Genomic DNA, 22,011 nt, shown 5'->3' with positions numbered 1-22,011 from the left:
AGGAAAAGCGGCGGCCCGGGTGGCCGCCGCTGTCGCCGTGGCTTGCCGCCACGGGTGATGCATCAGTTAATCTGCAGCTTGCGGGCGCCTTCGTTGGCCTTTTTCGGCAAGGTCAGCTGCAGCACGCCGTTTTCATACCTGGCGACCGCGGCCGTGTCGTCGATCGCATGCTCCAGGGTGAAGCTGCGGTATTGGCGGCCGACGTAGCGCTCGCTGCGCACCACCTTGTCGCGGTCCTGGCCGTCGCCCTTCACTTCGCTCTGCCGGCGCACTTCGGCGGCAATCGACACCCGGTTGCCTTGCACGTCGACCTTGATGTCCTCCTTGTTGACGCCGGGAATATCGGCCGAGACCGTGTACTCCCTGTCGTTTTCCGCGACGTCGAGGCGGATGCCGGCCGATTCGACATCGTCGAACAGCTGGTAGCGGCGGCGCATGTCACGCCACACGTCGTCCATTTCGCGCAGCGGCGCGAAGGTTGCCAGGTCCGTAAACGGATCGAAACGGGTCAGAAAATTCGCCATGATTTCCTCCTGGTTGCCGATCTGGATGCACAGGCCGGCCGCGGTCGGCGGTCGCGGCGCGGCCCGGCCGGGTGACAACGCCATGCCGGCCTTGATGCTCATAGCGTAGCGAAGCTTTCGCATAAAAGTTTGAGGTACATCAAATCTGCGGGCCTGGATTTATGGTCGCTCGGGCGCAGATTTTCTTATCTGGCAACTTTCACTTAGAATACGGCCTCTTTCACTCATTCCACTGCCATGGCCACTCAAGGCGAACACGACTACTTCAAGAAGATTGGCGCAGCCGGCATGCAGCACGCCGCCCACAAGCCGTGGTCCGACAGCCAGTGCGGCCTGTACCTGATGGAATTGGGAGCCATGATGGGCCTGATGCCCGAGGGCGGGCGCCTGCTGGACATGGGTTGCGGTACCGGCTGGACCAGCGTCTTGTTCGCCAAGCGGGGCTACGACGTCGTCGGCCAGGACCTGGTACCGGAGGCAATCGAAGCAGGCCGCCAGCTGAAACACCAGAATGGCGTGACCAAGCTGGACTTCGTCGTGGGCGACTACGAGTCGCTCGCGTTCAAGGAGGAGTTCGACGTCGTCGTCTTCTTCGACTGCCTGCACCACGCGGTGGACGAAGTGGGCGCCCTTCGCAGCGCCTGGCAAGCCCTGAAGCCGGGCGGCATCTGCATCACGTCCGAACCGGGCCGGGGCCACGAGCGGCGCTCGCAGGCCGTGATGGCCGAGTTCGGCGTAACGGAACGTGACATGCATCCCGCCAAGATCATTCGCGCAGGCAAGAAGGTCGGCTTCCGCGCCTTTTCCGTCCATCCGCATGCGTCCTACCTGTATATCGCCCTCTACCGCCAACAGCAGCGTGGCCTGCTCGGCAAGCTGCTTGGCTTGCCGGGCATGCGCACCCTGGTCGGCATGGCCACCGTACTGTTCTCCAAGCACCAAGCCGGCATCGTCGTGCTGCGCAAATAAGGCCGTGCACCGGGCAGCCCTTGCTACCCTTTCTGCCCTGCTTTGCTGGGGCCTGCCGATGCAGGCCGCGGCACCCGCGTGGCAGCCCTTTACCTGGCATGTCGACAGCTTTGCCGGCGGCCCGCCCGAGCCGGTGGCCCTGTTCCTGCCCGCGCGAATCGACGGCGCGCCCTGCCTGGTGCAACTGGACACGGGCGCCAACGGCGAGCTGATGTGGGCCGGCGCGGCGGACGGCGCAACGGCGAAACGGCTCTTGACGGTCGAACTGGCCGGCATCCGCAGGCAAGTCTGGGCCGATGGCGGCAATGTGCGTTACGTAACGCCGCAAGTGTGCGCGCTGCGGGCCGTCGCCACCGTCGGCAATGCCTTCTTCGAGCACGGCACCTTGACCCTGGACCTGGGTAATGCCCGCTTTGCCTTCTCCCCCGGGCCGACATTGGCGTCGAACCCGGCTGCCCATCCCTGTTCTATGCCCGCTGGGCGGCCACGGGCGGCCACCCGCTGGTGGAAGTCCAGGTTGCCGGCGGGCCGCCTGGCTATGCATTGCTCGACATGGGTGCCGTGCGCTTCGGCCTGGCCGCCACGGACGCCGGCGAATGGGCCGCGCTGACGGACGGCGCGCCGCTGACGGCCGGCGGCCCGGTCCGGCCGTTCGGCCTGAACAGCTGGGGCAAGGACGTGCAGTGTTTCGAAAGGCGCTGTCACCCGGTCGCGGTGAACTGTCTCACCGGCATTTAGCTTCCTGCCGGGAACAATGCAGCCCGTAAAAATTGCTGCGGCGTGCTCAGGTGCCGACAGTCGAGCCCGTGAATCCAGCCCAGGTAGTGGGGCAGGTAGCGGCTGGCCACGCCGTGAAAGCGGATCAGCCAGGTCTTGAAAACGGCGTGGTAGCGGTTCACGTTCTGGACGTGGATTTCCCCCAGCACCCGCTCGCCCTGGCGCAGATTGACGGCCCGGTGCGCGATGCCATGATCTTTCGCAAACTCCCGATACGCTGTCGCCGCATCGGTGGCCAGCAGCACGGCCTTGTCCAGCACGGGTAACAAATGCTGCTGCAACTGCGCCGCCGTGACGGGGCCGCGCCCCGGCACGAAATCGCAGGTACGCCCTTGCCGGTCGCGTGCCACCAGGATGCAGTCCAGTTCGCCGCTGATGCCCCGTTTTTTCGCACGGCCCCCGCGCCGCCGGGGAGGCCGCGTCATGTGACGCGCGCCCTTCTGCGATTCCAGTAAATACGTTTCGTCGGCCTCGACGATGCCGCTCAAGGGCTTGGGCCGGTCGTCCTTGGCCATGGCAAGAAAGCGGTGGCGCCAGCGAAAGCTCGTGTTGCGGTGAATGCCGGTTGTTTCCGCTGCCGCGCGTACCGTCATCGAACCCAACATGCACTGCAGGAACGGCAACCATTTCTCGCGCAGCCGGATAAAGGCCAGCGGGGTCTTCGTCAGCGCGTTGAAGGAGCGGCGGCACTGGCGACAGCGGTAGCGCTGCAGGCCGCGCAGGATGCCGTGACGGTACAGCTTGTCGGCGCCGCAGTGGGGGCAACAGCGCATGCGCGCGCCCCGTTCCTCGATGATGGCCAGGCAGTCTGCCAGCGAGGCACATCCTTCGAACAGCCGTCGCAGGCCATCCCCTTGTTCGCCGGTCAGCCGGGTCAGCCACGCCAGGCACTGCGTCCGTACGGCCTGGTACTCGTCGATTTCCATGCCCACCTCCGTCTTGGTTCATGCCAACTTACGGTATGACAATGGTCGAGCCAACAAGTTCCTTGCGACCGGGGCACAGCGCCTTTCGAAACGACCGTGAAGAAACCGCTGGCGCTGGCCGGTGCCGTGCTGGCGCAGGCCCGCGACTCCTATTGCATGGACCAGGGCTTCCGCTCGCCCGTGAAGCTGGTCGGTGTGCTGGGGCTGTTGCCGCTGCGCGCGCATGTCATCACGCTCGACTACCCGTCGCGGCGGTGGATGCTGACGCGGGACTGAGCCGACGATGCCGCCCGGGCATGGCGGCTTGCCAACTGTGTGCGCGGGAGCCGACAGATGCGTAGCAGAACGCTACCGCTGCGCAGCAAATGGTGGACAAACTTGCAGATGTGGAGCTACTGTTGCCCCATAGCACAATCCGAACCGTCAGCGAGACCGCCATGTGCCACCTGTCCATCAAACAAGCTTTTATCGCCACCTTCCTGCTGACCTTGACGCTGGCGGGGCTGACCTTCTGGGCCATGCTGCGCGTGTCGGACAAGGAGGCGGCCGCAACGGCCGCAAGCCAGGGACGCTACCAGTCCTACCTGCTGGCCGACGAGTTGCGCCAGAGCTCGGACGACCTGACCCGGCTGGCCCGCACCTATGTCGTGTCGGGCGACCCAGCGTATGAACAGCAATACATGGCCATCCTCGACATCCGCAACGGCACCAAGGCGCGCCCGCAGAACTACGAGCGCATCTACTGGGACTTCGTGGCGGGCGGCACGCCCGTGCCGCCCTCTTCCGGCCAGACGGTCGCCCTGCAGAAGCTGATGCAGGAAGCCGGCTTCACGGAGCAGGAATTCGCCAAGCTGAAGGAGGCGCAGGCCAATTCGGACGGGCTCGTCAAGACGGAAGTGATCGCCATGAACGCCGTCAAGGGCCGCTTCGACGACGGCAAGGGCGGCTTCACGCGCGAGGCCGCGCCGGACCTGGAACTGGCCCGGCGCATCATGCACGACGCCACCTATCACCAGAACAAGGCCAGCATCATGCGGCCGCTGAATGAATTCCTGGCCATGCTGGACGCCCGCACGTCGGCGGCCGTGCTGCAGGCCGAGGGAGAAACCCGCGCCGCCTTCGCCATGGCTGTCGTGCTGCTGGGCCTGTCCGTCGGCGCCATCGTGCTGTGCCTGTTGCTGGTGTACCGCTATATCCAGCGCAACCTGGCCAGCGCCGCCGCGTCGGCCGGCCGCATCGCCCAGGGCGACCTGACCGGGGACATCCGCGTGGCCCACGACGACGAAGTGGGCACCTTGATGCGCGCCATTGCCACCATCAACGACAACCTGGCCGGCATGATCGGCAAGATCCACGCCAGTACCGACGAGATGGCCGTGGCGACGGACGAGATCGCACGGGGCAACGCCGACCTGTCCGAACGGACGGAATCGCAGGCCAGCTCGCTGGAGGAGACGGCCAGCTCGATGGAATCGTTGACGCAGACCGTGCAGCGCAATGCCACCGATGCCGGCGAAGCGAACCGGCTGGCCGCGAACGCCTCGGCCATCGCGGCCCAGGGCGGTGAGCAGGTGTCGAAGGTGGTCGACACGATGGGGTCGATCCGCGAAAGCTCGACCCGCATCGGCAATATCACGGGCGTCATCGACGGCATCGCCTTCCAGACCAATATCCTGGCGCTGAACGCGGCCGTGGAAGCGGCGCGCGCGGGCGAACAGGGCCGCGGTTTTGCCGTCGTCGCGTCGGAGGTGCGCAACCTGGCCCAGCGCAGCGCCGCGGCGGCGCGGGAAATCAAGGAACTGATCGGCGATTCGACGGGCCGGGTGGAACAGGGTGCCCGCATGGTCGATGAGGCCGGCAAGACGATGAACCAGGTGGTCCAGGCCGTGCGCCAGCTCGAAGCTATCATGGCCGGCATCACCAATGCCAGCGCCGAGCAGACCACCGGCATCATGGAAGTGAACCGGGCCGTGTCGATGATGGATGCGATCACCCAGCAGAACGCGGCCCTGGTCGAACAGGCAGCAGCGGCGGCCGAAAGCCTGCGCGAACAGGCCAGCGGCTTGACGCAGGCGGTGGGCAGTTTCCGCCTGCGCGGACAGGCCGCCGGCCCGGCGCGGCTGGCACTGGCCCGCTGATCCGGCTCAGCCCCGGCTTACAGCTTGGGGCACTGGGCCGGGTCCAGCACGAAACCCGGTGCCGGACCGTACAGGCAGGCCGCGCCCGTCTTGTCCAGGCTTGTCAAGGTCAGCGACCAGTCGCCCAGGCCGTTGCACTGGGGGTAATGCATGACGGAGAAGGCATCGTAGGACGTCAGCGGCACCCAGTCCTTGTCCTCGAAGCACTTGCCCGATTCGGCCCGCGTGTGCTCGTGGCGGTAGGACAGCGTGTGGCCCAGTTCGTGGCGCAGGATGCCGTCCAGGGTCAGCTTGCCCGGCTCCAGTTTCAGCGCGCTGGCATCGATCAGCACATTGCGCTGGGGCCGGGGCGTACGGGGGAAAAAGGCGCGCGCCAGGTACTGCCCGTTGACATTGACAGGGCGCACGTCGAAGACCACCTCCGGCGTCGTGGCCGAGCACTTGGCGTCCAGTTCGGGCCGGTGCACGAAGCGCACGTCCGACGCCTCCTGCCACGCCTGGGCGGCGGCCGCCATGGACGCCTTGACCCGTTCGTAATCCGCGCCGAAGCCCTTGCTGACGCAGTAGCTGATGGCCTTCTTGGCCACGTTGTCCCACACATTGGGCTTGCCGCCCGGTGCATCGACGATCAGCTGGATCGTCGGCCCCGCCCCCGCGGGCAGGCCGAAGCGCGTGCTTTTCCACTCCTGCACGATCTCCTTCGTATAGAACTCGCGCAGTTCGGCCTCGTCCAGGATAGGCGTGTCGCCGTTGACGATGTACACGCCACCGGGGAACGGCTCCTTGAACACCTTCTTCTTGAACGCCTCGAAGCCCAGGTCGACGGCGTTCTGGCGCGAGGCCAGGGCCAGCGAGGCCGTCGTGCGGTTGGCCTTGCGCAGCGACGTGGCGTCCTGGGCGGCGGCCGTGCCGACCCATGCGAGCGAACATGACAGCGCCAGCGGCAGGCACATCGACAGCGACAGCGCGGCATTGGTAGTGCGGGACATCCGAAGCATAGAACCTCCTCGATACTTGACTGCGGGCGGGTGCGTTGTACGTTCAATCGACGCTTCAAACCACGTTTCGATCCGGAAACTGAAAGTTTGCAGGTTTTAACGACTTGTACGTACAACGCCACTATACGGACTAGCGTCGCGAAAGTACATGCATGCCCCGCCCCGGCCGAAGCCGGGAAGCCTTCGCTTCAACGTGTGCCGGCCAGGGTCCAGCCATTGCGACCGGCCTGCTTGGTCCGGTACAGCGCGACGTCCGCCGCCTTGTAGATCGTGTCCACGTCCGACGCGCGGGGCAGGAAGATGGCGGCGCCGACACTGGCACTGATCTGCAGGCTGTGCGACTTGTACAGCACCGGTTGGGCCATCGCGGCCACGATCCGTTCGCTGACCTCGGCAATGGCGGCACCGTCCACGCGCGCGGCCAGCAGCACCGCGAATTCATCGCCGCCCAGGCGGACCACCTTGTCCGTGGCCCGCACGGCGTCGGGCAGGCGGCGGGCCGCGCTGACCAGCAGCGCGTCGCCGGCGTCGTGGCCAAGACTGTCGTTGACGGCCTTGAACTTGTCCAGGTCGATCAGCAGAAGCCCGAACGGTTCGCCATCGCGCTCGCTTTGCGCGGCCATGCGCCGCAATTCATCGTTGAACAGACGCCGGTTCGGCAGCCCCGTCAGCGCATCCGCGTAGGCCATCGTCTCCAGCCGCGCCTGGATGGCGCGCAGTTCGCTCGTGCGCGCTTCGACCAGAGTCTCCAGTTCCAGCTGGCGCTTGCGCAGCAGCGATGTCCTGCCGCGCATCAAGAGCGCGACCGCGGCGACGGCCAGGGCGCCTTCCAGCATCCTGACGAGCGTCTGCTCGTGCCAGGCCGGTTCGACGTGGACGGGGAACCCGGTCGCCACGGCGCCGCTGCCGTCCGCCAGCGTGGACCGCATGCGCAAGGTATAGTCGCCCGGCGGCAGATTGGTGTAGTTGGCCCGCCGGATGGTCGGATCCGTGTCGATCCAGTCCGGGTCGAAACCGTCGAGCCGGTAGGCATAGCGGCGTTCGGCGGCCAGCCCGAAATCCAGTGCGGCAAATTCGACCGACAAGCCGCGTTCCCGCTGCGCCGGCGTTATCGCCAGCGGCCTGACGGGGGCGCCATGGCGGTTGAACGACCAGGCCGGCATCTCGCGCGCACCCAGACTGAGCTGCGTGGCCACCAGCGGCGGCGTGCCGCGCGCCGTATCGAGCCGTCCCGGACGCAGCACGCTCGCGCCGTTCAGGCCGCCGAACACGAGGTTGCCCCGCGTATCCCGAACGCCCGCGGCCGTCCAGAAGGCAGCGATATTGGCCCCGTCGGCGCTGCCGACGCGCCGGATCGCGAACGTCGTCGTGTCGAGCCCTGCCATGCCAATGTCCGTGCTGAACCACAAGCCGCCGGCGCCGTCGTCCACCATGGCGCTGACGCCGTTCGCCGGCAGCCCTTCGGTAGTGGTGAAGCGGCGGAACCAGCGCCGGCCGTCCGCGTCGGTGCGCAGCAGTACGGCGACGCCGGCGGAGAAGTTGGTGACCCACAGGCGGCCATGCGCATCCGCATGGAGCGACGTGATATAGCCGTTCGGCAGGCGGGTCGGATCGACGGCACTGGTGGGCATGACTTCGGCACCGGGCCCGGCCCCCTTTACACGCGCCAGCCCGGCCCGGGTGCCGACCCAGACGTCGCCGTCCGGCATGGGCAGGATGGCCGTCACGCGCCGGTCGCCCAGCGCACTGTCCTCATGGCGCAGCAGCTTGGGCGCGTGGCTGTCCGCCGCGCCGATGGCCCAGATGCCGTCCAGGCCGCCGACCCACACGACGCCAGCGCGCGCCGCCAGCGCATACACGGGCGCCTCGGCCGGGCGCTCCGGAATGGCGATCCGGCGTACACCGCTGCCGTCCCCGTCCACCATGTACAGGCCTTGCTGCGTGCCGACAAAGACCGTATTGTGCGGGCCGTTGGCCAGCGCCAGGATGCTGCCCTTCGGCAGGCCGGCCCCGCCCGGGCGGCGCGCCACGGAGATCGTGCCGATCATGCCGGCCACGGGGTCGACGCGCGCGATGGCACCGGCCGTCAGCCCCATCCAGACCTGGCCGTCCGGCCGGGCCAGCAATGCCGGCACGCTGAGCTTGTCGACACCAGGGAGGGTGCGGATGGTGATGACGCCTTGCGGCCGCGGGTCGTGCTGGCTCAGCGCATCGACGGTGGACACGAACACCTGGCCGTCGCGCGTGCGCAACATCGCCATCGGATCGTCGTCCCGCAAGGTGTCCGGGATGTCCGGCCGGTGCCGGATGCGCTGGGTTCTTGCCGTGGCCACGTCGACTTCGATGATGCCGCCGGCCTCCATGCCCAGCCACATGACGCCGTCCGACTTCTCCACGATGGAGAAGACGCGCTCGCCATCGAGGGTGCCGCCGGACGGCGACTCGACGACCGCGACCGGCTTGGCCCCGGGGGACGGAATCACGAAGGCGCCATGCACCCGCGTCCCGATCCACAGCCGTCCCGCATGGTCCTCGACGATCGCGCTGATGGCCGGTTCGCGCCCACCCGGCGCTGCCAGGCCGACCCGCTGCAAGGGCGCTTCGGCCGTGCGGCCGTACCACAAGCCCCTGCGCGTGCCCACCCACAGGCCGCCATGCCGGTCGCGACGCAGTTGATCGACGCCCGTGTCGGCAAACGTGGGCCCGGTCCCGGAATGCGTGGCGGCGGCGTACACCTTGCCGTCCGCCGCGACCCGTTCGAGGCTGGCCCCGGTGCCGACCCACAGCCCGCCCGCGCCATCGTCGGCCAATGCGGAGACGCGGACGTTGCGCAGGCGCGGCATGCGGACGAAGGCGTCGTGCACCGGATCGTAACGCACCAGGCCGGCGGCGCTGGTGCCGATCCACAGCGTGCCATTCGCCGCGATGTGCAGGCTCAGGACATAGTTGTCCGGCATGGCATCGGCCTTGCCCGGGTCCGCGACATGCCTGCGCATGCGCTGGCCATCCCACCGCAGCAAGCCCATCTGGGTACCCAGCCACAGGAAGCCATCCCTGTCCTGCGCCATCGCCATCGCTCCGGAAATGACGGGATCGGCGTGGTTGCGAAACGAGATGTGGCCCATCGCGGCCCACGGCTGCGGCGCGGGTGCCGACGCGGCGACGCTACCTAAGCAGCCGAGGAGACACAACACGCAGGCAAGGAAGACCCGTGATACGGAGGGCATATCGCATAGTGATTTATAGAAACAGCGCTCACTATACCGAAGATAGCCGGTCAGTTTCGGCTTTTCATGCGCTGGCGGCGCCGCGACGGCGGCATGGACGGCTGATAAACCGCCGTTCAATGTCCCGTCCATCCGGCTGGGCGGCGAATGCTGTCCAGTAATGCCAGGGAAACGGAGCCGCCGAGTGCCCCGACCGGTGCCCTACCGTCCGTGCAAGCAGCAGCAGCCACTGCAAGGACGACGGCGCGCCGCGGCTGCCGGATAGTTGCAATTGCGCAACAGAACGCCAGGCTATTGCGTGGTGACGAGCACGTCGTCGACGACAAAGGCGGTGGCCAAGGTGGTGCCTTCCTTGCCTTCGAAATGGACACGCACGGTCTGGCCCTTGTAGGCGCTCAGGTCGAAGCTGCGCTGGACATAGCTGCTGCCCTTGTTCAGGTTCGAATACGTCGCCAGGGTGGCCAGCAGCGTGCCGGTGCTGGAGCGCACCTGCACCTTCAGGGTGTCGTAGGCGCTGCTGGTGGTGGTTTCGCTGGAGGCGATGCGCAGCCAGAATGACAGCGTTGCCTTGCTGACCGTGGACGGAATCGTCAGCTGCTGGTACAGCGTGTCGGTGCGGGCCGCACCCTGCCCGTTCAGCCGTGCCATCCACGTGCCGCCGTGCGCCGGATACGTGGTGTTCGCCGTGATGACGCCGCTGCTGGCGCTCCACGACGTGGCGCCCGATTCGAAGCCGCCGTTCTGCACCAGCTGCGCGCCGGCGGGCGGCGTGCCCGCATTGTTGACACTGAAGGTGACGGGCGCCGACCTGCCGAGGTTGCCGGCGGCATCGGTGGCCGTCGCCGTCAGGCTGTGGCTGCCGTTGCTCAGGGCGGTGGAATTGAAGCTGAGCATGTACGGCGACGTGCTGTCCGTACCCTTCAGGACGTCATCCACGTAGAAATCGACCCGGCCCACGCCCACGTTGTCGCTGGCATTGGCGGTGAAGGCGATGGTGCCGCTGCTGCCGCTGGCCGCGGCCGACACGGTGGGCGCACTGGTGTCGCCGCCGGCCGTCTGCGTCACCCAGACCGGTGCCGACCACAGGATGTTGCCGTCGCTCTGCGTCACCTTGGCGTAGTAGAAGTGTTCGCCCGGCGCCGGGGTGATGGTCGTGGTGGGGCTGGTCGACAGCACGCTGACGGTGCCGTTTCGGCCCGGGACGCCCTCGACCAGGGACACCGTCGACGCCGCCTTGCCGGCGCTGTTGGCGAATTCGACAGCCAGCGTCAACGGCCCGCTGTTGGTGAAGCGTTCGCCCATGACGTGGCCGTTCGCCGTCAGCACCAGCTGCGAATTCTTGTCCATCGTGGCGAACACCCGGCGCGCCCGCAGTGCGTCGATGAAGCTCGCCTGCGTCAATGGCGCGCCGTTCGGAATCAACACGCCCGTGCGATTGGTGTAGGACGCGCCCCAGTTGGCGCAGTGATTGTCCTGGTTGGTGCTGAACGCCACGTGGAAGCCCGCCTCCAGCGCCTTGTTGCAGGCGCCCTCATAGCTGCTGCGCCCCGTTTCCGTCTCTGTCGTGTTGGTCGAGAACGCGGACGTATTGAGCACTTCGCACAGGGCCATGGCCTGGTCGCCGTCGGCACTGTAGCCCAGGGCGACGCCGTTGACGAGGAACTGCCCGCTGGACGACGGATGGTTGAACTGGCCGATCCAGCCGCGCTGGCGCATCAAGGTGTACAGCGCGGCGTAATCGTTTTTCGGCGTCAGCGTGTCGCCGAGCAGCTGGCCGCCGCTGTTGACTTCCCACTGCAGCAGCTCGGGCGAATTGAAGATGTTCAGGTGGCCGCCGTTGTTGATGACGCCCCACTCCAGGCCGTAGACGCCGAGGAAGCCGGGGTACTTGCCGTTGAAGTCGGCCGCCGCGGCCAGCCCGGACTGGTACAGCGCACGGGCGGTGGCTGGATTGGCGGACGTGTTGGTGCTGTCCGAGCCGTCGTACATATGGTTGTGTTCGGACGCGACGAGGAAATCCAGGCCCCGGTTGCGCGCATACGCGAAGGCTTCGGCCGGCCCTTGCGCGCCCGACTGGGGTGCCTGGGCGCCGCCGCAGCTGGCCAGGGCTCCGCCACCGTCGCTGTGATTGGTCTGGCTGTGCAGGTTGCCGTAGTACACCGTGTACGGCAGCGCGGCCGGTGCCGGCGCCGCCGTCGCCACGGCAACGTCGCCGCCGGCCTGCGCCATGCCGGGCGACGGCAGGGCCCGGAATGCCGGCATGCGCATCGCGGGCGGCGTGCCCAGGGCGAGATCCCAGCTTTGCTCGATCATCTCGTCGCCGGCATGGGCCAGCGCATCCTCGATAGCGGCGGTACTCGCGTCGCCGTTGCCGCGCGTGGCCGGATGGGCCGCCGCGCGCATGCGCACCTGGTAGATGCCGTCCGGCAGGCGGTCGTCGGCACCGCGCCCAGGCCAGCGCACGGTTACGGCCACGGCCTTGCGAAACAGGCGCTGCACGCCATCCCAGCGCTGCACCACCTGGCCGCCAGGGGCCACCAGTTCCAGGCGCCAGCTGACGTCGTGCGGCTGCTCGACGTGCGGATAGCTGAAGTCGAGCGTAAAGGTACGGGCGCCGGCGCTGGCCCGCGACTTGTCCGTGCCCTGGGCCACGGCTTGTGTGGCATAGGGGACGTGGAGGGTTGCTTCGAATTCCCGGTGATCGAGTTCGCCGGCGCAAACGCGGCCGCCAATCAACAAAAGACCTGCAAAAATCTGTGTGCGACGCATGATTTCCTTAATGGTTTCCAATAACTGGGCAGCCGGATTGTCGCAATCATGCATGACAAGTTCGTGACGGGACAATCGAATTGAAAGGTGCTCGATTATTCTTTTGGAAATATGAGACACGAGCCTGATAGATTTATCAGGCAGGGACAGGAGATTCAAAATGCGCGGAATAAGCAAAGCACTGGGCGCTACCCGGCGGCTGCCCGCGCCGGCACGAGAATGTGGCAGGATCGCGGGCCTTACCCAAGCAATGCAGTCATACCGAAAATATAGGTGTTCAAATGCAAAATTCGTCGTTCGACTGCGCTGCTTTGCCTGACCGCAAGTAATGTTGCCAGCCATCTTATTCGATTATTAGACCGATTCCGCAATATTTGGTGAGATCCGTCGACTTGGCCTTGCCATAAAACGAGCGCTCCGGTCGACCGGGCGCAACCATTTACCGGCGTTTTCATGCGACAAACTATTCCCACGCTTCTATTCGGCCTGGCTGCCCTCACGAGCACTGTCGTCCACGCAGAAAGAGCCGATGCCGCTGGCTTCGCCATGAGGCTTCCCGGGACCTGGAGCAACAGCAGCCTTGGCCTCTTGTCCGATTCCGGTGGTACGGCCCGTATTGCGATCAAGGGATTCGAAGGCGTCGAGGGCTACGTAATGGATGTGACTTCACAGGAGGACAATGCACCGGATTTACTGAACTGGGGCCAATCAGGGTTTGCATTCGACGTGCGTGACGGCTACCGTATTAATACGATGACGCTTACCGGCACCCTTACCGGCGTGCTCAGTCCAGGCATCCCGTCCGCAGGCGGGACGATCGGCGTGGTGAGCAATGAATTCATCATGGGTCGCTTCGAACTAGCTGGTCAATCAATCTCAATGGGGCAGCGGACCCTGGAGAATGTCCATGGTGACGAGCAGATCCAGCTGAATGCCGGTATGCCGTTTGAAGGCGACTTCACGATGCTCCTCCACAACCGGGTGTATAACTCCGCGGAATCGGGTTCAAGCTATTGGTACGACGGTGATGAAGCTGAGGTGACGACGTATTATCAATCTTATGCATCGGTGCACTGGCACGATGTCGTGCTGACAGTGCAAGTGTCTCCGGTCCCTGAACCGGCTACGTATGCCATGCTGCTCGGAGGCTTGGGAATTGCCGGCTTCGCCGCGCGTCGGCACAAGGTATAGATCTGTTTCTTCGGGGCCGGCGCGGCGCCATGTTTAACCCGCAGCGGGCTCCGAATCGTTCGCCGACGCAGTCGTGCACCAGGGTGATTCCCCGCGCATCCTCCGCCCTGCGGTCCTGGCGCCGCTGCGCAGCTAGCCGCCGCACCGGATTAAACCAGCAAATTACACAGGCACATGGCAAAGAAAAAGGGCTCGCCACCGAAGTGTGCGAGCCCTTGATCTTAAAACGAATTCTGGTGGGAAGTGCAAGTTTCGAACTTGCGACCCCTGCAGTGTGAATGACATAGCGTGGCACCATCTGCTACTACCCGGGACATCATCTGCCTGCCTTTCACTCCTTCGAGAGCCGGCCTGGTGCCATAGCGTGCCACACGGTTTGCCGTACTTTTGCAGTACAAAGAGCCTCCAGTATACGTTTGCTGCAGTCCACGCCTTAGATGCAAACACCTCATCTATGAGTCGGCGAGCGCCGGCCGAAATCGCCAGCACGCTAATTCAGCCTGGTCCGATGGATACTTCGCGGAACCGGGTTGAACATCCCGCTTCTCATTCGGAACTTATGATAACGGGTTCAGTCAAATGATAGAACCCATTGCTAAGCGCTTCTTAGATAAGGGCTCTGGATGATGACCCGGTACGTTCCTTTGCCGAAGCTATACCGTGACTAAGATAGATACCGTTGTCGCACGCAGCAAACTGAAATGCCGACGAGAACCATACTGGCATCGATTGGCCAATGGCCGCCATGTTGGATACCGTATCATGTCGTCGAAGGAGGCAGCGCGTTGGGTAGCGAAATATCGAACTGCCTCCGGGATCCGGCTACATCATAGCATCGGTGCGCTTAGCGACTTACCGGAGCATCGGCGGTTCGAGGAGGCTGTAAAGCTGGCATCGCGGTGGTTTGCAGCGGTAGAATCGCTCACTGTGCCGCGCAACCTGCCGGTCATTGAAAATCATGATGCGCACTTAAGAGAGACCGCTACTGACGTTGCTGAGACCACAACCTCGGACCTTGGCTGGGTGTCACAACGTTCCGCTAACAACCAAATCTGTCGTACTGCAAAAATTCGGACAGTCTGGGAGGCATGCGAGGCATACGTACGCAGCTATGCAAAAGATCGATTGCCTAAAGAAGGGCGTGAAATGCACCAACGGTTTAAGCGCGTGTTAGCTGATGACCCAGTCAGGGACCGCGAATTAGCCGATTTAACGGCACAAGATATGGCTGGGCTAAGGGACCGCATTTACGCCAAACCCGTCATCGATCCAGCGGGACACGTTCGCAAGCGTGCGAAAAGCACTGTAAACCGAGAGCTCGCTGCAATTTGCGCAGCTGTAGGTAGAGGGATGGAAGAGAGTGGACTTTCCTCAAATGGTTCATGGCGAAAAGGCGCGAGGCCTTTTCGTGACGCAGTTAATAGCCGTAATCTGTACCTGGATTATGACCAACGGTCAGCACTTGTAAAAAGCGCCCGCGCCGATTTCGTGCCGTTTTTAAAATGCCTGTGCACTTTGCCCTTGCGACCGGGGGCTTTAGCATCCCTTCAGGTACGGGACTTCAACCCTAGACATTGTGAGCTAAGTATTAATCGCGACAAAGGTGGACACTATCGTCGAATTGTGGTGCCGCCAACGATATGTGCGCTTCTTACCGACGCTGCAGGCGGCCGGACAATGGAAAGTCCACTCATCGCACGCCTCGACGGATTCGCCTGGAATTTAGACACTTGGGACCATCGAATCAAAGAAGCAGCGAGGGCGGCAAACCTTCCAAAATCTACGACCGCATACACGCTACGTCACAGTGTGATAACTGATCTTGTGCATGGTGGCCTCGATTTAGTGACCGTCGCGCAAATTAGCGGCACCTCGGTCCGAATGATTGAACAGCATTACGGACACTTGCAAAGAACAACGGCTATTGAGGCGCTGAGGCGGCTTTCCATGTGAATCCATCCTGGATTTTCCCGCCTCACAAGCGCCACTGCTTGCGAATTATCTCATTTGCCCCTGAGCTGATCTTGCTTTTATCTGCTTAGCAAGCCACTCAATGATTTCGTGCCCGACCCATCCCGTTGACCTCTTGGTTAGGCGAATCGGCTTTGGAAAAGTCCCGGCGCGCATATCGCGGTATATAGTGGTTTTTGAGAGTCTGCAGATTTCTATCACCTCTGGTAACTTTAAGATCACTGGCCTTCCCGATTCAGCCTGTTTAATGATACTATCAAAAATCTGTTGATCCATGACATTCCTCACCAAGTTAATTTAATCATGATGAATCCAAAGCGCCGCATGTGTGCGGCCCATACGCGAAACGTTATGAGTTTGATTGAACATCAACGAGGCGCGGCGGTACCGTCGAACACAGGTATAGCCGGCTGAAGAACTATGAGCTTCCAAGCGTGGCATGCTGGCAAACCAGGCTTCGAAGCTGAAATGAAGAATTCGTGAGCGACCGTCGTAGACAGACACGGCCGTTTTCAACGGCATGGTACTTATCTAACCACACAAACTTGCTTTGTATGATAGTACATTTAAACACGAATGCCAAACCCAACAATCCATTAATTCGCGGTAGGTAGAACGTACTTCCGGGTCATGCATATGGCAATCCTGACGAAAGTCGAGCACTGCGGGCGTAACACCTTAGGCTAGCGCTCAGCCAGATGTCACTCGAATTACCGCGCTCAACAATTCGGTCCACTTGTCATGATGGTCAAGCTCGAAGCTCGTATATAGTCACTGGAAGACATAAGCAACACGCGATCCGACGCACTCCCGGGGCGATTTATGAAAGAAATCTATCGAAAATTGATTTCAGCCTCGCATGGCAATCGTCCCGGCCATCATTGCCACTCTGAGCACTCGCGCTCAAGAGTTCCCATGCGGGCATTCCGGCGAAAAAAGCTTGGGCTACGTCGCAAGCGCTTTTGGTGTAGTCAGTATCTGTCATTTGCCAACGTGGGGGCCTGTTGAGTCGCCACCGCTGCCCCCGAGCTGCATTCCTACTGCGTGTCCAGCATCTTCCCTAGGGTGGGCACGCTCGCGCGAACGGCGACTTTCGCTCGACCTGGTCTGCAGGTTAAAAGTTGAGATCGATGTGAGACGATTGAGTCAGATATGAAGTTCTTTATCCCACTTTCCGTCGCCTATTCCCGATTCCTTATAATCCACCTTCCAATCTCCATCTTCCTGAACAAATCGGTACCGCGCCATTGCCGCAATACCTTCAGGGATATAGACCCAATAGGAGCCCTTATCGGCTTCAATTTTGGTAATGTTCCGATCAAAAGATGGAGGGTCATCATAATAAAGTCCTTCCTGTCGTTCCTGCCCCCGGGCGATGGCCTTCTTCGTTAGGTGCCGTTTGAATATTGCATTCAAGGCCGACGCGCGCTCGGGCTGCTTGTCGTCATCGCCGTTTGCGGAATCAAGCTGCCAGTTCCATTTCTCCCAGTCAGCCATTGATTTGAAAAACTCTATCGCAGTGGCTTTGACATTTTCCATCTGGTCATTACTCATGTTAATCCTTAAGGACAGTTTCTTGGGTTGAGGAAGGCTCGCCGTCTTGTCGTGCCATTGATCGTATAATCATACACGATCCTATCTGGGCGGGTGCTAAGGCCTTTGTATTCCAACGTTACATTGATCGTGGCTGCGCTACCGGTCGCTCGGATATCCCTGGCGATTTGCCCTTCAAACGTTCTAAAGTTTCCTCGGTTCACTCCAAGGGACTGAGGAAAAACGAAGTCCTTTCCGCCACTGCCGCCAAGACGACTGGCTAATACATGACCCGCATCATCTTTCGGGCACCCAAGGCGTCTCGCCCAAGAGCGAGACGAGTCGTTTGTGCTCGTTCCCGTGCCCAAATCCGCCGGTGTAACGACTGCTGTCATGCTTTCGATTCGGCGCCCGACACCGTAAGAATAATTTGCAAGTGCAAGCAAGCCAAGCGGATCAATGTGCGTCGTCGGTGACGCCACGTACTGGTAGAAATTTCGTCCACCCGCTAACCCAATGGGATCTTGCGTCAGGTAACGTCCGCAGTGGGGATCATAATAACGATAGCGATTATAGAAGAGGCCTGTTTCCTCATCTTCGTATTGCCCCTGGAAACGCAGCGGCTGATTCACCTGGCTGCCAGCTATGCGTGTAACGCGTCCCCATGTGCGGTAGCGCGCAGCCCATGCCAGATCGCCGGTTGAATCATACAGTTCCAATGGTGAGCCAATGTGGTCGCACGTGTAGTGCCAAATCTTGTCCTCGCGTGCGGCATCAGAGGCCAGCTCCTGACGGTTCAGCCTTTGCATATCGCATCGGTACTTAGCGGCTCGATCGCGGTCCTGCTGCCAGGCCCCGACGTGGGCTCGGGGATCGTGCGGCGGGTGTGGCGGCAGCCATGCGCGCACCTCGTGCAGATGAATTTGATCGGGATTCAGGCTCGGTCGGTCCGCAGCAGACTCTATCCGCGCCAAGGGCACGAAGGTATCCGGCTCATACAGGAAAGTGGTCGTTCCATCATCCCGGATTTCCTGGCACAGGGTATCGCCGTCCCAGACGAAATAGGTGGTTCGGCTGACACCGTCCATCACCACGTGCTTTGCTATACGGCGCCCGAAGGGATCGTAGGTGTAGGTAGCTGTTAGCGCCAGCGCACCGCTTGCGCGTTCGACTTGCGTCAGGCGAGCTTCGGCGTCGTACGCCATCGCCATTTCGCCAACGTCGTTTGCGCTGTCAGCCACACGGACGATTTTGCGGACCGTGTTGCCCTGGGTATCATATTCGTATTCGTGACCGAGATATCGACGCAGCAGGTTTTGCGTCACCGCTGCCAACCGGGGCACAGGGCTGCCCGGCAGCGGTTGCTCAGTCAGCCTGTCTGGGCGCGTGTCGAATACACCGTTGACGCGGGTTTCCGGTTCAAGAAGATTACCCGCAGGGTCGAAAGCAAAAACCTCGGTGAGATTCGGGTGTACGGCCACGCGCAGCTGGCCGACAGGATCGTATTCGTAGCGGGTTGTTCCCCGACGCAGATCGTTGATTCTCTCCAGGTTGCCAGCGCGGTCGTACGCGTACTGGCGCCGATGCAGGACCTCGTCGCCTTGGCACAGCGAGATTGCCACCAACCGTGATTGGGGATCAAAAGCACGGTGTGTCAGCAGGCCGCCATTATTACCGGCGCGGCGCTCAACTTCGCGGTGCAGCCGGTCCCGTTCTATATCGACAATCGCAGTCCCATTCCACAACGTCCCATGCCAGTGGCCGGAACCGTAGCGCTGAGTGTCGATCACACGGCCGTTCGGAAGTGTCGTACGAATGCGATTACCCAGCTCGTCATACTCGTGTGTCATGCGCAACGCGATGTCATAGGGTGCTTCATGTTCTGGAGTCATCGGTCGGACGCGGCGATATGCGGCGCGCTCGTCGATCATCTGGCCGACGGCGTCGTACCGGAAGCGATGTTCAGCGTAGGCGCTGCGCGTGCCGATCAGCTGGCCTAATGGGTCGAACGCGTAACGCACGCTGCCGTCTGCGTTAACAGTGGCGTCGAGTTGACCCAGCGAGTCGCGTGCATACTCGGTACGAAGGCCATTGACGTCGCGCGCGATCAGGTGTCCTGCGCGGTCATAGGTATAGCGGGTCGTTTTACCGTCAAAGGCGGTTTCGCTCTGCAGGCGACTTTCAGCGTCATAGCTGAACCGGTAGCTTTCCTCGTTGCTGTTGACGAGTTCGACGACCCGCAGTGCCCGGTCGTAGCGGTATCGAACTACATTCCCGTTCGCGTCCGTCCGCTCGATCGGCAACCCATGGCCGTTGTAGGCATAGCGGGTCGGTTGGTTCTTGCCGTTGAGATATTCGAGCAGGCGACCGTCAATGTCAAAGCGGAAGCGTTCGCTCGTTCCGTCGGGGTACTGGCATGCCGTAAGGTCGCCATACCGGCTATATTCAAAGCGCGTGCTCTGCCCAGCTGCATCGACCAGTTCGACGAGTCGGCCCTGGTCGTCGTAGCGATACAGGGTAGAGAGGCCCGAGCAGTCCGTGTAGGCACTCATGCGACCATGCGTATCGTATTCGATACGCTTGCGGCCGCCCTTGGCATCGACGATCGCACGTAGGCGCCCAGCCTCATCATATTCCTGCCGGCTCACACGGCCGAGCGGGTCCCGATGCTCGACAACGTTTCCGCGCTTGTCGTAAGCGAACGTCGTGGTATGACCCAGCGCATCCGTTTCCCGTTCTAGCTGGTTGTCGGCGGTGTAGCTGAGCAAGGTGATGTTACCCAGCGCATCTGTCACGGAAGCCAAGTTGCCGCGTTCATCATAGGTATAGCGACTCGTGTTGCCAGCCGGGTCGATATCGGCCACCAGCTTGCCATCGGTATTCCACTCACGCCTGCCAAGGGAGATCGTCTTGCCGTCCACGCCGATGCGTCGTACCTCGACGATCAGCCAGTCGTGATTGAATTGGTACTCCAGCACGCCGCCATCGGCCTCGGTCACTAGCGTGGTGTCTGCATTCACATAGTTCATTCCTACTTCGCCGCAGCCGTCCACGGTCGTGGTCCGGATGGCACGAGCACGATAGCTGTTGTCTTGCGTAATGGGGCGCCGCTGGCGCAATTCCTCGGCCGAAAGTGTGCTGCCCGACCAAGCGTCGCGCAGTGCCTCCAAGCTAATCCATTCCAACCCATACGCGAAACCGCCGTAGGTGGTGCACTGTTCTAATAAACAGTGCCGGTATCGGTACGTGCGTACCTCATCGGTCCCCCTCGATTGCCGGGTCAGATACCAGCGAGTTGGTGCGCTCTCGTCAACATTCGAATCGCGTTCGTAAGTGTATGTTACGTGGCATATACGCCGCCCATCGGGGAACACCTGTTCGACGCGGCCGATCAGTGGCTGAACGAGATCCTCCGCGATCATCGGCGCCGACAGCGCCTCTACTACCAGACCGTCATCGGTGCGGACCCGTAACAACACCTCCCCTGGCTGTGCCTCGGGGTAGCGATCGATCGTGGTGCCGTGTCCGTTCCGGCCAACGGTGCGAACCAGCCAGAAGCGCTGGGTCATGGTTGACTGGCTGGGAGGCAGCATGGCGTTGACACCCCGATAGCCGTGGGGTAGGAAGCCGTCCGCCCCCCGCACGAAGGTGTCAACAGTGCCAGTGCGCCACTTCAGCGTAAACTGGTCCGCGCTGTCGCGGCGTAACATGAAGCCTTCGCCACGATGATCGTACTCGTGTCCTTCCGCCAGCAACGGCAGCCGGACCGCGCGGCCTGTGTCGTCGTGGAAAACCACGCCTTCCGGGCACACCGACACCCCAGAATTGAAGGGCAAGGCCCACCGTGCTCCTAACATGCTCCAGTCTTCTGTTTCGGACCCTGATCGGTAGGTACGTGACCAGATCAGCGGTAGCGGACCATCGAGCTCGAAATCGGACTGATAGAGAATTTCTTCCCCGGTTCCGATGTGCACCGGCTTTCGGCTCATTGCGCTTTTACCGGCCGGCCCCTTGTCCTTCGGACAGCAGTTTGCTGGCTTGTCGTTCTTGTCTTTCTTTTCCGTCTTCGTCTTGCCGCCATCTACACCGTCGTTATCATTCCCTTCCTTTGGCTTCTTCGGTGGCGGTGCTGTGGATTTCCCAGGGACGTCTTTTTTCTTAAAGAAACGTTTGAACAGCCCTCCCCCGCCCGGGATCTTCCGAAGTAACAAGTTCTCCAGGCCACTGGTGGCCATGTCCTTAGCCGCTGCGAGCACGTCAGGCGTCTTCCCACTGATGAAGTACTCCGCTGCCTGGTCAGCAAGGGTCGCTCCCGAATCGATCACATAGCCACCTCCCGCGACAGCGCCTGCAGTCGCGCCGCCAAGTGCAGCACCGGTTTCCATTGCTGCCGCAACCGGTGCGCCAACTCCGGTTGCAGCGACGCCTAGCCCCGCTACGCCGAGCGCGGCACTTCCCATGCCGATTTTGCCACCGGCATCCATCGCATTGGCACCGAACTGATGGACTGACGCAGAATAGTCGTCCATATAAATTTGCGCCGCTTCCTTCACCGAACCCGGCAGCTCGTACCCAAACATTTTGATCCTGGCGCGCGGCGCCTGCACTTTGCGTTCCAGGATCCGGCCCACGGTGTTACGGTCGTTCATCCATACTAACCGCGATTCCTGGATGGTCTGAGTGCCGTTTGCTCCCTTTGTCGAGCTGAACTGCAGCGATTCCACCCGTTTCATAAAGGTGCCGCTCTTCACACCTCCAAGCGTGCCGCGCTCGTCGCCCTTCACTGCTGGAATATAGCTTCTGTTGTGTAGGAAGACTGGTTCGCCATGGGCCTTAACATTCGAGGAAACGGAAAGGGAATCCTTGAATTCGCCAGTGATGTTATAGGGGATGGGAACAACGCTGCTCCCAACAGGCGTCTTGCATATGTCGGGAGTAATACTGACGCAATAGAAGCGCTGCGATTTAGTGACGGTTTCGTGGGCCAT

General features: G+C 62.3%; 14 protein-coding genes. 6 read left to right on the top strand and 8 right to left on the bottom strand.

What is annotated here, in order from left to right:
- Positions 1-62: 62 nt before the first annotated feature.
- Positions 63-524: an Hsp20/alpha crystallin family protein gene (locus tag GM672_RS12570; RefSeq protein WP_155470874.1), complete on the bottom strand. Its 462-nt coding sequence runs from the start codon at positions 522-524 to the stop codon at positions 63-65.
- A gap of 237 nt (positions 525-761) precedes the next feature.
- Between GM672_RS12570 and GM672_RS12565 the strand changes: the two genes are divergently transcribed.
- Together GM672_RS12565 and GM672_RS12560 are read left to right on the top strand one after the other, a co-directional pair.
- Positions 762-1,493: a class I SAM-dependent methyltransferase gene (locus tag GM672_RS12565; RefSeq protein ID WP_155470873.1), complete on the top strand. Its 732-nt coding sequence runs from the start codon at positions 762-764 to the stop codon at positions 1,491-1,493.
- Between the two features lie 58 nt (positions 1,494-1,551).
- A complete protein-coding gene (locus tag GM672_RS12560; protein WP_155470872.1) occupies positions 1,552-2,103 on the top strand; it encodes a hypothetical protein in 552 nt (183 codons plus the stop codon).
- A 124-nt stretch (positions 2,104-2,227) separates the two neighbouring features.
- On the opposite strand, the gene GM672_RS12550 is transcribed toward GM672_RS12560, so the two are convergent.
- Positions 2,228-3,196 carry an IS1595 family transposase gene (locus GM672_RS12550; protein ID WP_155470870.1) on the bottom strand — a complete coding sequence of 323 codons (969 nt, stop codon included), beginning with the start codon at positions 3,194-3,196 and terminating at the stop codon, positions 2,228-2,230.
- 96 nt (positions 3,197-3,292) lie between these two features.
- Here GM672_RS12550 and GM672_RS12545 point away from each other — a divergent pair, with 96 nt between their 5' ends.
- Both GM672_RS12545 and GM672_RS12540 read left to right on the top strand, forming a co-directional pair.
- Complete coding sequence (locus GM672_RS12545) at positions 3,293-3,472, top strand: hypothetical protein (RefSeq protein WP_155470869.1); 180 nt, start codon at positions 3,293-3,295, stop codon at positions 3,470-3,472.
- Positions 3,473-3,633: 161 nt separating this feature from the next.
- Entirely contained in the window at positions 3,634-5,334 is a 1,701-nt protein-coding gene (locus tag GM672_RS12540) for a methyl-accepting chemotaxis protein (protein WP_229417707.1), read from the top strand.
- Between the two features lie 17 nt (positions 5,335-5,351).
- Here the strand turns inward: GM672_RS12540 and GM672_RS12535 are convergent, their stop codons facing one another.
- From GM672_RS12535 to GM672_RS28335, 3 genes are all read right to left on the bottom strand, one after another.
- Positions 5,352-6,323 (bottom strand): zinc metalloprotease, encoded by a 972-nt coding sequence (locus tag GM672_RS12535; RefSeq protein WP_155470868.1) that lies wholly within the window; start codon positions 6,321-6,323, stop codon positions 5,352-5,354.
- A 197-nt stretch (positions 6,324-6,520) separates the two neighbouring features.
- Positions 6,521-9,457 (bottom strand): ligand-binding sensor domain-containing diguanylate cyclase, encoded by a 2,937-nt coding sequence (locus GM672_RS12530; RefSeq protein WP_170300042.1) that lies wholly within the window; start codon positions 9,455-9,457, stop codon positions 6,521-6,523.
- A 393-nt stretch (positions 9,458-9,850) separates the two neighbouring features.
- Positions 9,851-12,298 (bottom strand): CehA/McbA family metallohydrolase, encoded by a 2,448-nt coding sequence (locus GM672_RS28335; protein ID WP_229417706.1) that lies wholly within the window; start codon positions 12,296-12,298, stop codon positions 9,851-9,853.
- A 483-nt stretch (positions 12,299-12,781) separates the two neighbouring features.
- Here GM672_RS28335 and GM672_RS12520 point away from each other — a divergent pair, with 483 nt between their 5' ends.
- Together GM672_RS12520 and GM672_RS12515 are read left to right on the top strand one after the other, a co-directional pair.
- Positions 12,782-13,519, top strand: coding sequence for a PEP-CTERM sorting domain-containing protein (locus GM672_RS12520; protein WP_229417705.1), 738 nt, complete (start codon positions 12,782-12,784; stop codon positions 13,517-13,519).
- Between the two features lie 762 nt (positions 13,520-14,281).
- A complete protein-coding gene (locus GM672_RS12515; protein ID WP_155470866.1) occupies positions 14,282-15,472 on the top strand; it encodes a tyrosine-type recombinase/integrase in 1,191 nt (396 codons plus the stop codon).
- Between the two features lie 45 nt (positions 15,473-15,517).
- Here GM672_RS12515 and GM672_RS29965 read toward each other — a convergent pair whose 3' ends face one another.
- The 3 genes from GM672_RS29965 to GM672_RS12500 form a co-directional block, all read right to left on the bottom strand.
- Positions 15,518-15,766 (bottom strand): helix-turn-helix transcriptional regulator, encoded by a 249-nt coding sequence (locus tag GM672_RS29965; protein ID WP_155470865.1) that lies wholly within the window; start codon positions 15,764-15,766, stop codon positions 15,518-15,520.
- Between the two features lie 870 nt (positions 15,767-16,636).
- Positions 16,637-17,044 (bottom strand): NTF2 fold immunity protein, encoded by a 408-nt coding sequence (locus tag GM672_RS12505; RefSeq protein ID WP_155470864.1) that lies wholly within the window; start codon positions 17,042-17,044, stop codon positions 16,637-16,639.
- 8 nt (positions 17,045-17,052) lie between these two features.
- A complete protein-coding gene (locus GM672_RS12500) occupies positions 17,053-22,011 on the bottom strand; it encodes a PAAR-like domain-containing protein (protein WP_155470863.1) in 4,959 nt (1,652 codons plus the stop codon).

It is taken from the genome of Pseudoduganella buxea (assembly GCF_009720835.1).
In the GTDB taxonomy this organism is placed as follows: Bacteria; Pseudomonadota; Gammaproteobacteria; order Burkholderiales; family Burkholderiaceae_D; genus Rugamonas; species Rugamonas buxea.
Note: the sequence above shows the minus strand (reverse complement) of the source record. Positions and strands in the feature narration are given on the sequence as shown.

Bases quoted from the DNA above. Each gene is read 5' to 3' on its own strand.
- GM672_RS12570 (WP_155470874.1), bottom strand. From the start codon at position 524: ATGGCGAATTTTCTGACCCGTTTCGATCCGTTTACGGACCTGGCAACC.
- GM672_RS12565 (WP_155470873.1), top strand. From the start codon at position 762: ATGGCCACTCAAGGCGAACACGACTACTTCAAGAAGATTGGCGCAGCC.
- GM672_RS12560 (WP_155470872.1), top strand. From the start codon at position 1,552: ATGCAGGCCGCGGCACCCGCGTGGCAGCCCTTTACCTGGCATGTCGAC.
- GM672_RS12550 (WP_155470870.1), bottom strand. From the start codon at position 3,196: ATGGAAATCGACGAGTACCAGGCCGTACGGACGCAGTGCCTGGCGTGG.
- GM672_RS12540 (WP_229417707.1), top strand. From the start codon at position 3,634: ATGTGCCACCTGTCCATCAAACAAGCTTTTATCGCCACCTTCCTGCTG.
- GM672_RS12535 (WP_155470868.1), bottom strand. From the start codon at position 6,323: ATGTCCCGCACTACCAATGCCGCGCTGTCGCTGTCGATGTGCCTGCCG.
- GM672_RS12530 (WP_170300042.1), bottom strand. From the start codon at position 9,457: ATGGGCCACATCTCGTTTCGCAACCACGCCGATCCCGTCATTTCCGGA.
- GM672_RS12520 (WP_229417705.1), top strand. From the start codon at position 12,782: ATGCGACAAACTATTCCCACGCTTCTATTCGGCCTGGCTGCCCTCACG.
- GM672_RS12515 (WP_155470866.1), top strand. From the start codon at position 14,282: ATGTCGTCGAAGGAGGCAGCGCGTTGGGTAGCGAAATATCGAACTGCC.
- GM672_RS29965 (WP_155470865.1), bottom strand. From the start codon at position 15,766: ATGGATCAACAGATTTTTGATAGTATCATTAAACAGGCTGAATCGGGA.
- GM672_RS12505 (WP_155470864.1), bottom strand. From the start codon at position 17,044: ATGAGTAATGACCAGATGGAAAATGTCAAAGCCACTGCGATAGAGTTT.
- GM672_RS12500 (WP_155470863.1), bottom strand. From the start codon at position 22,011: ATGGCCCACGAAACCGTCACTAAATCGCAGCGCTTCTATTGCGTCAGT.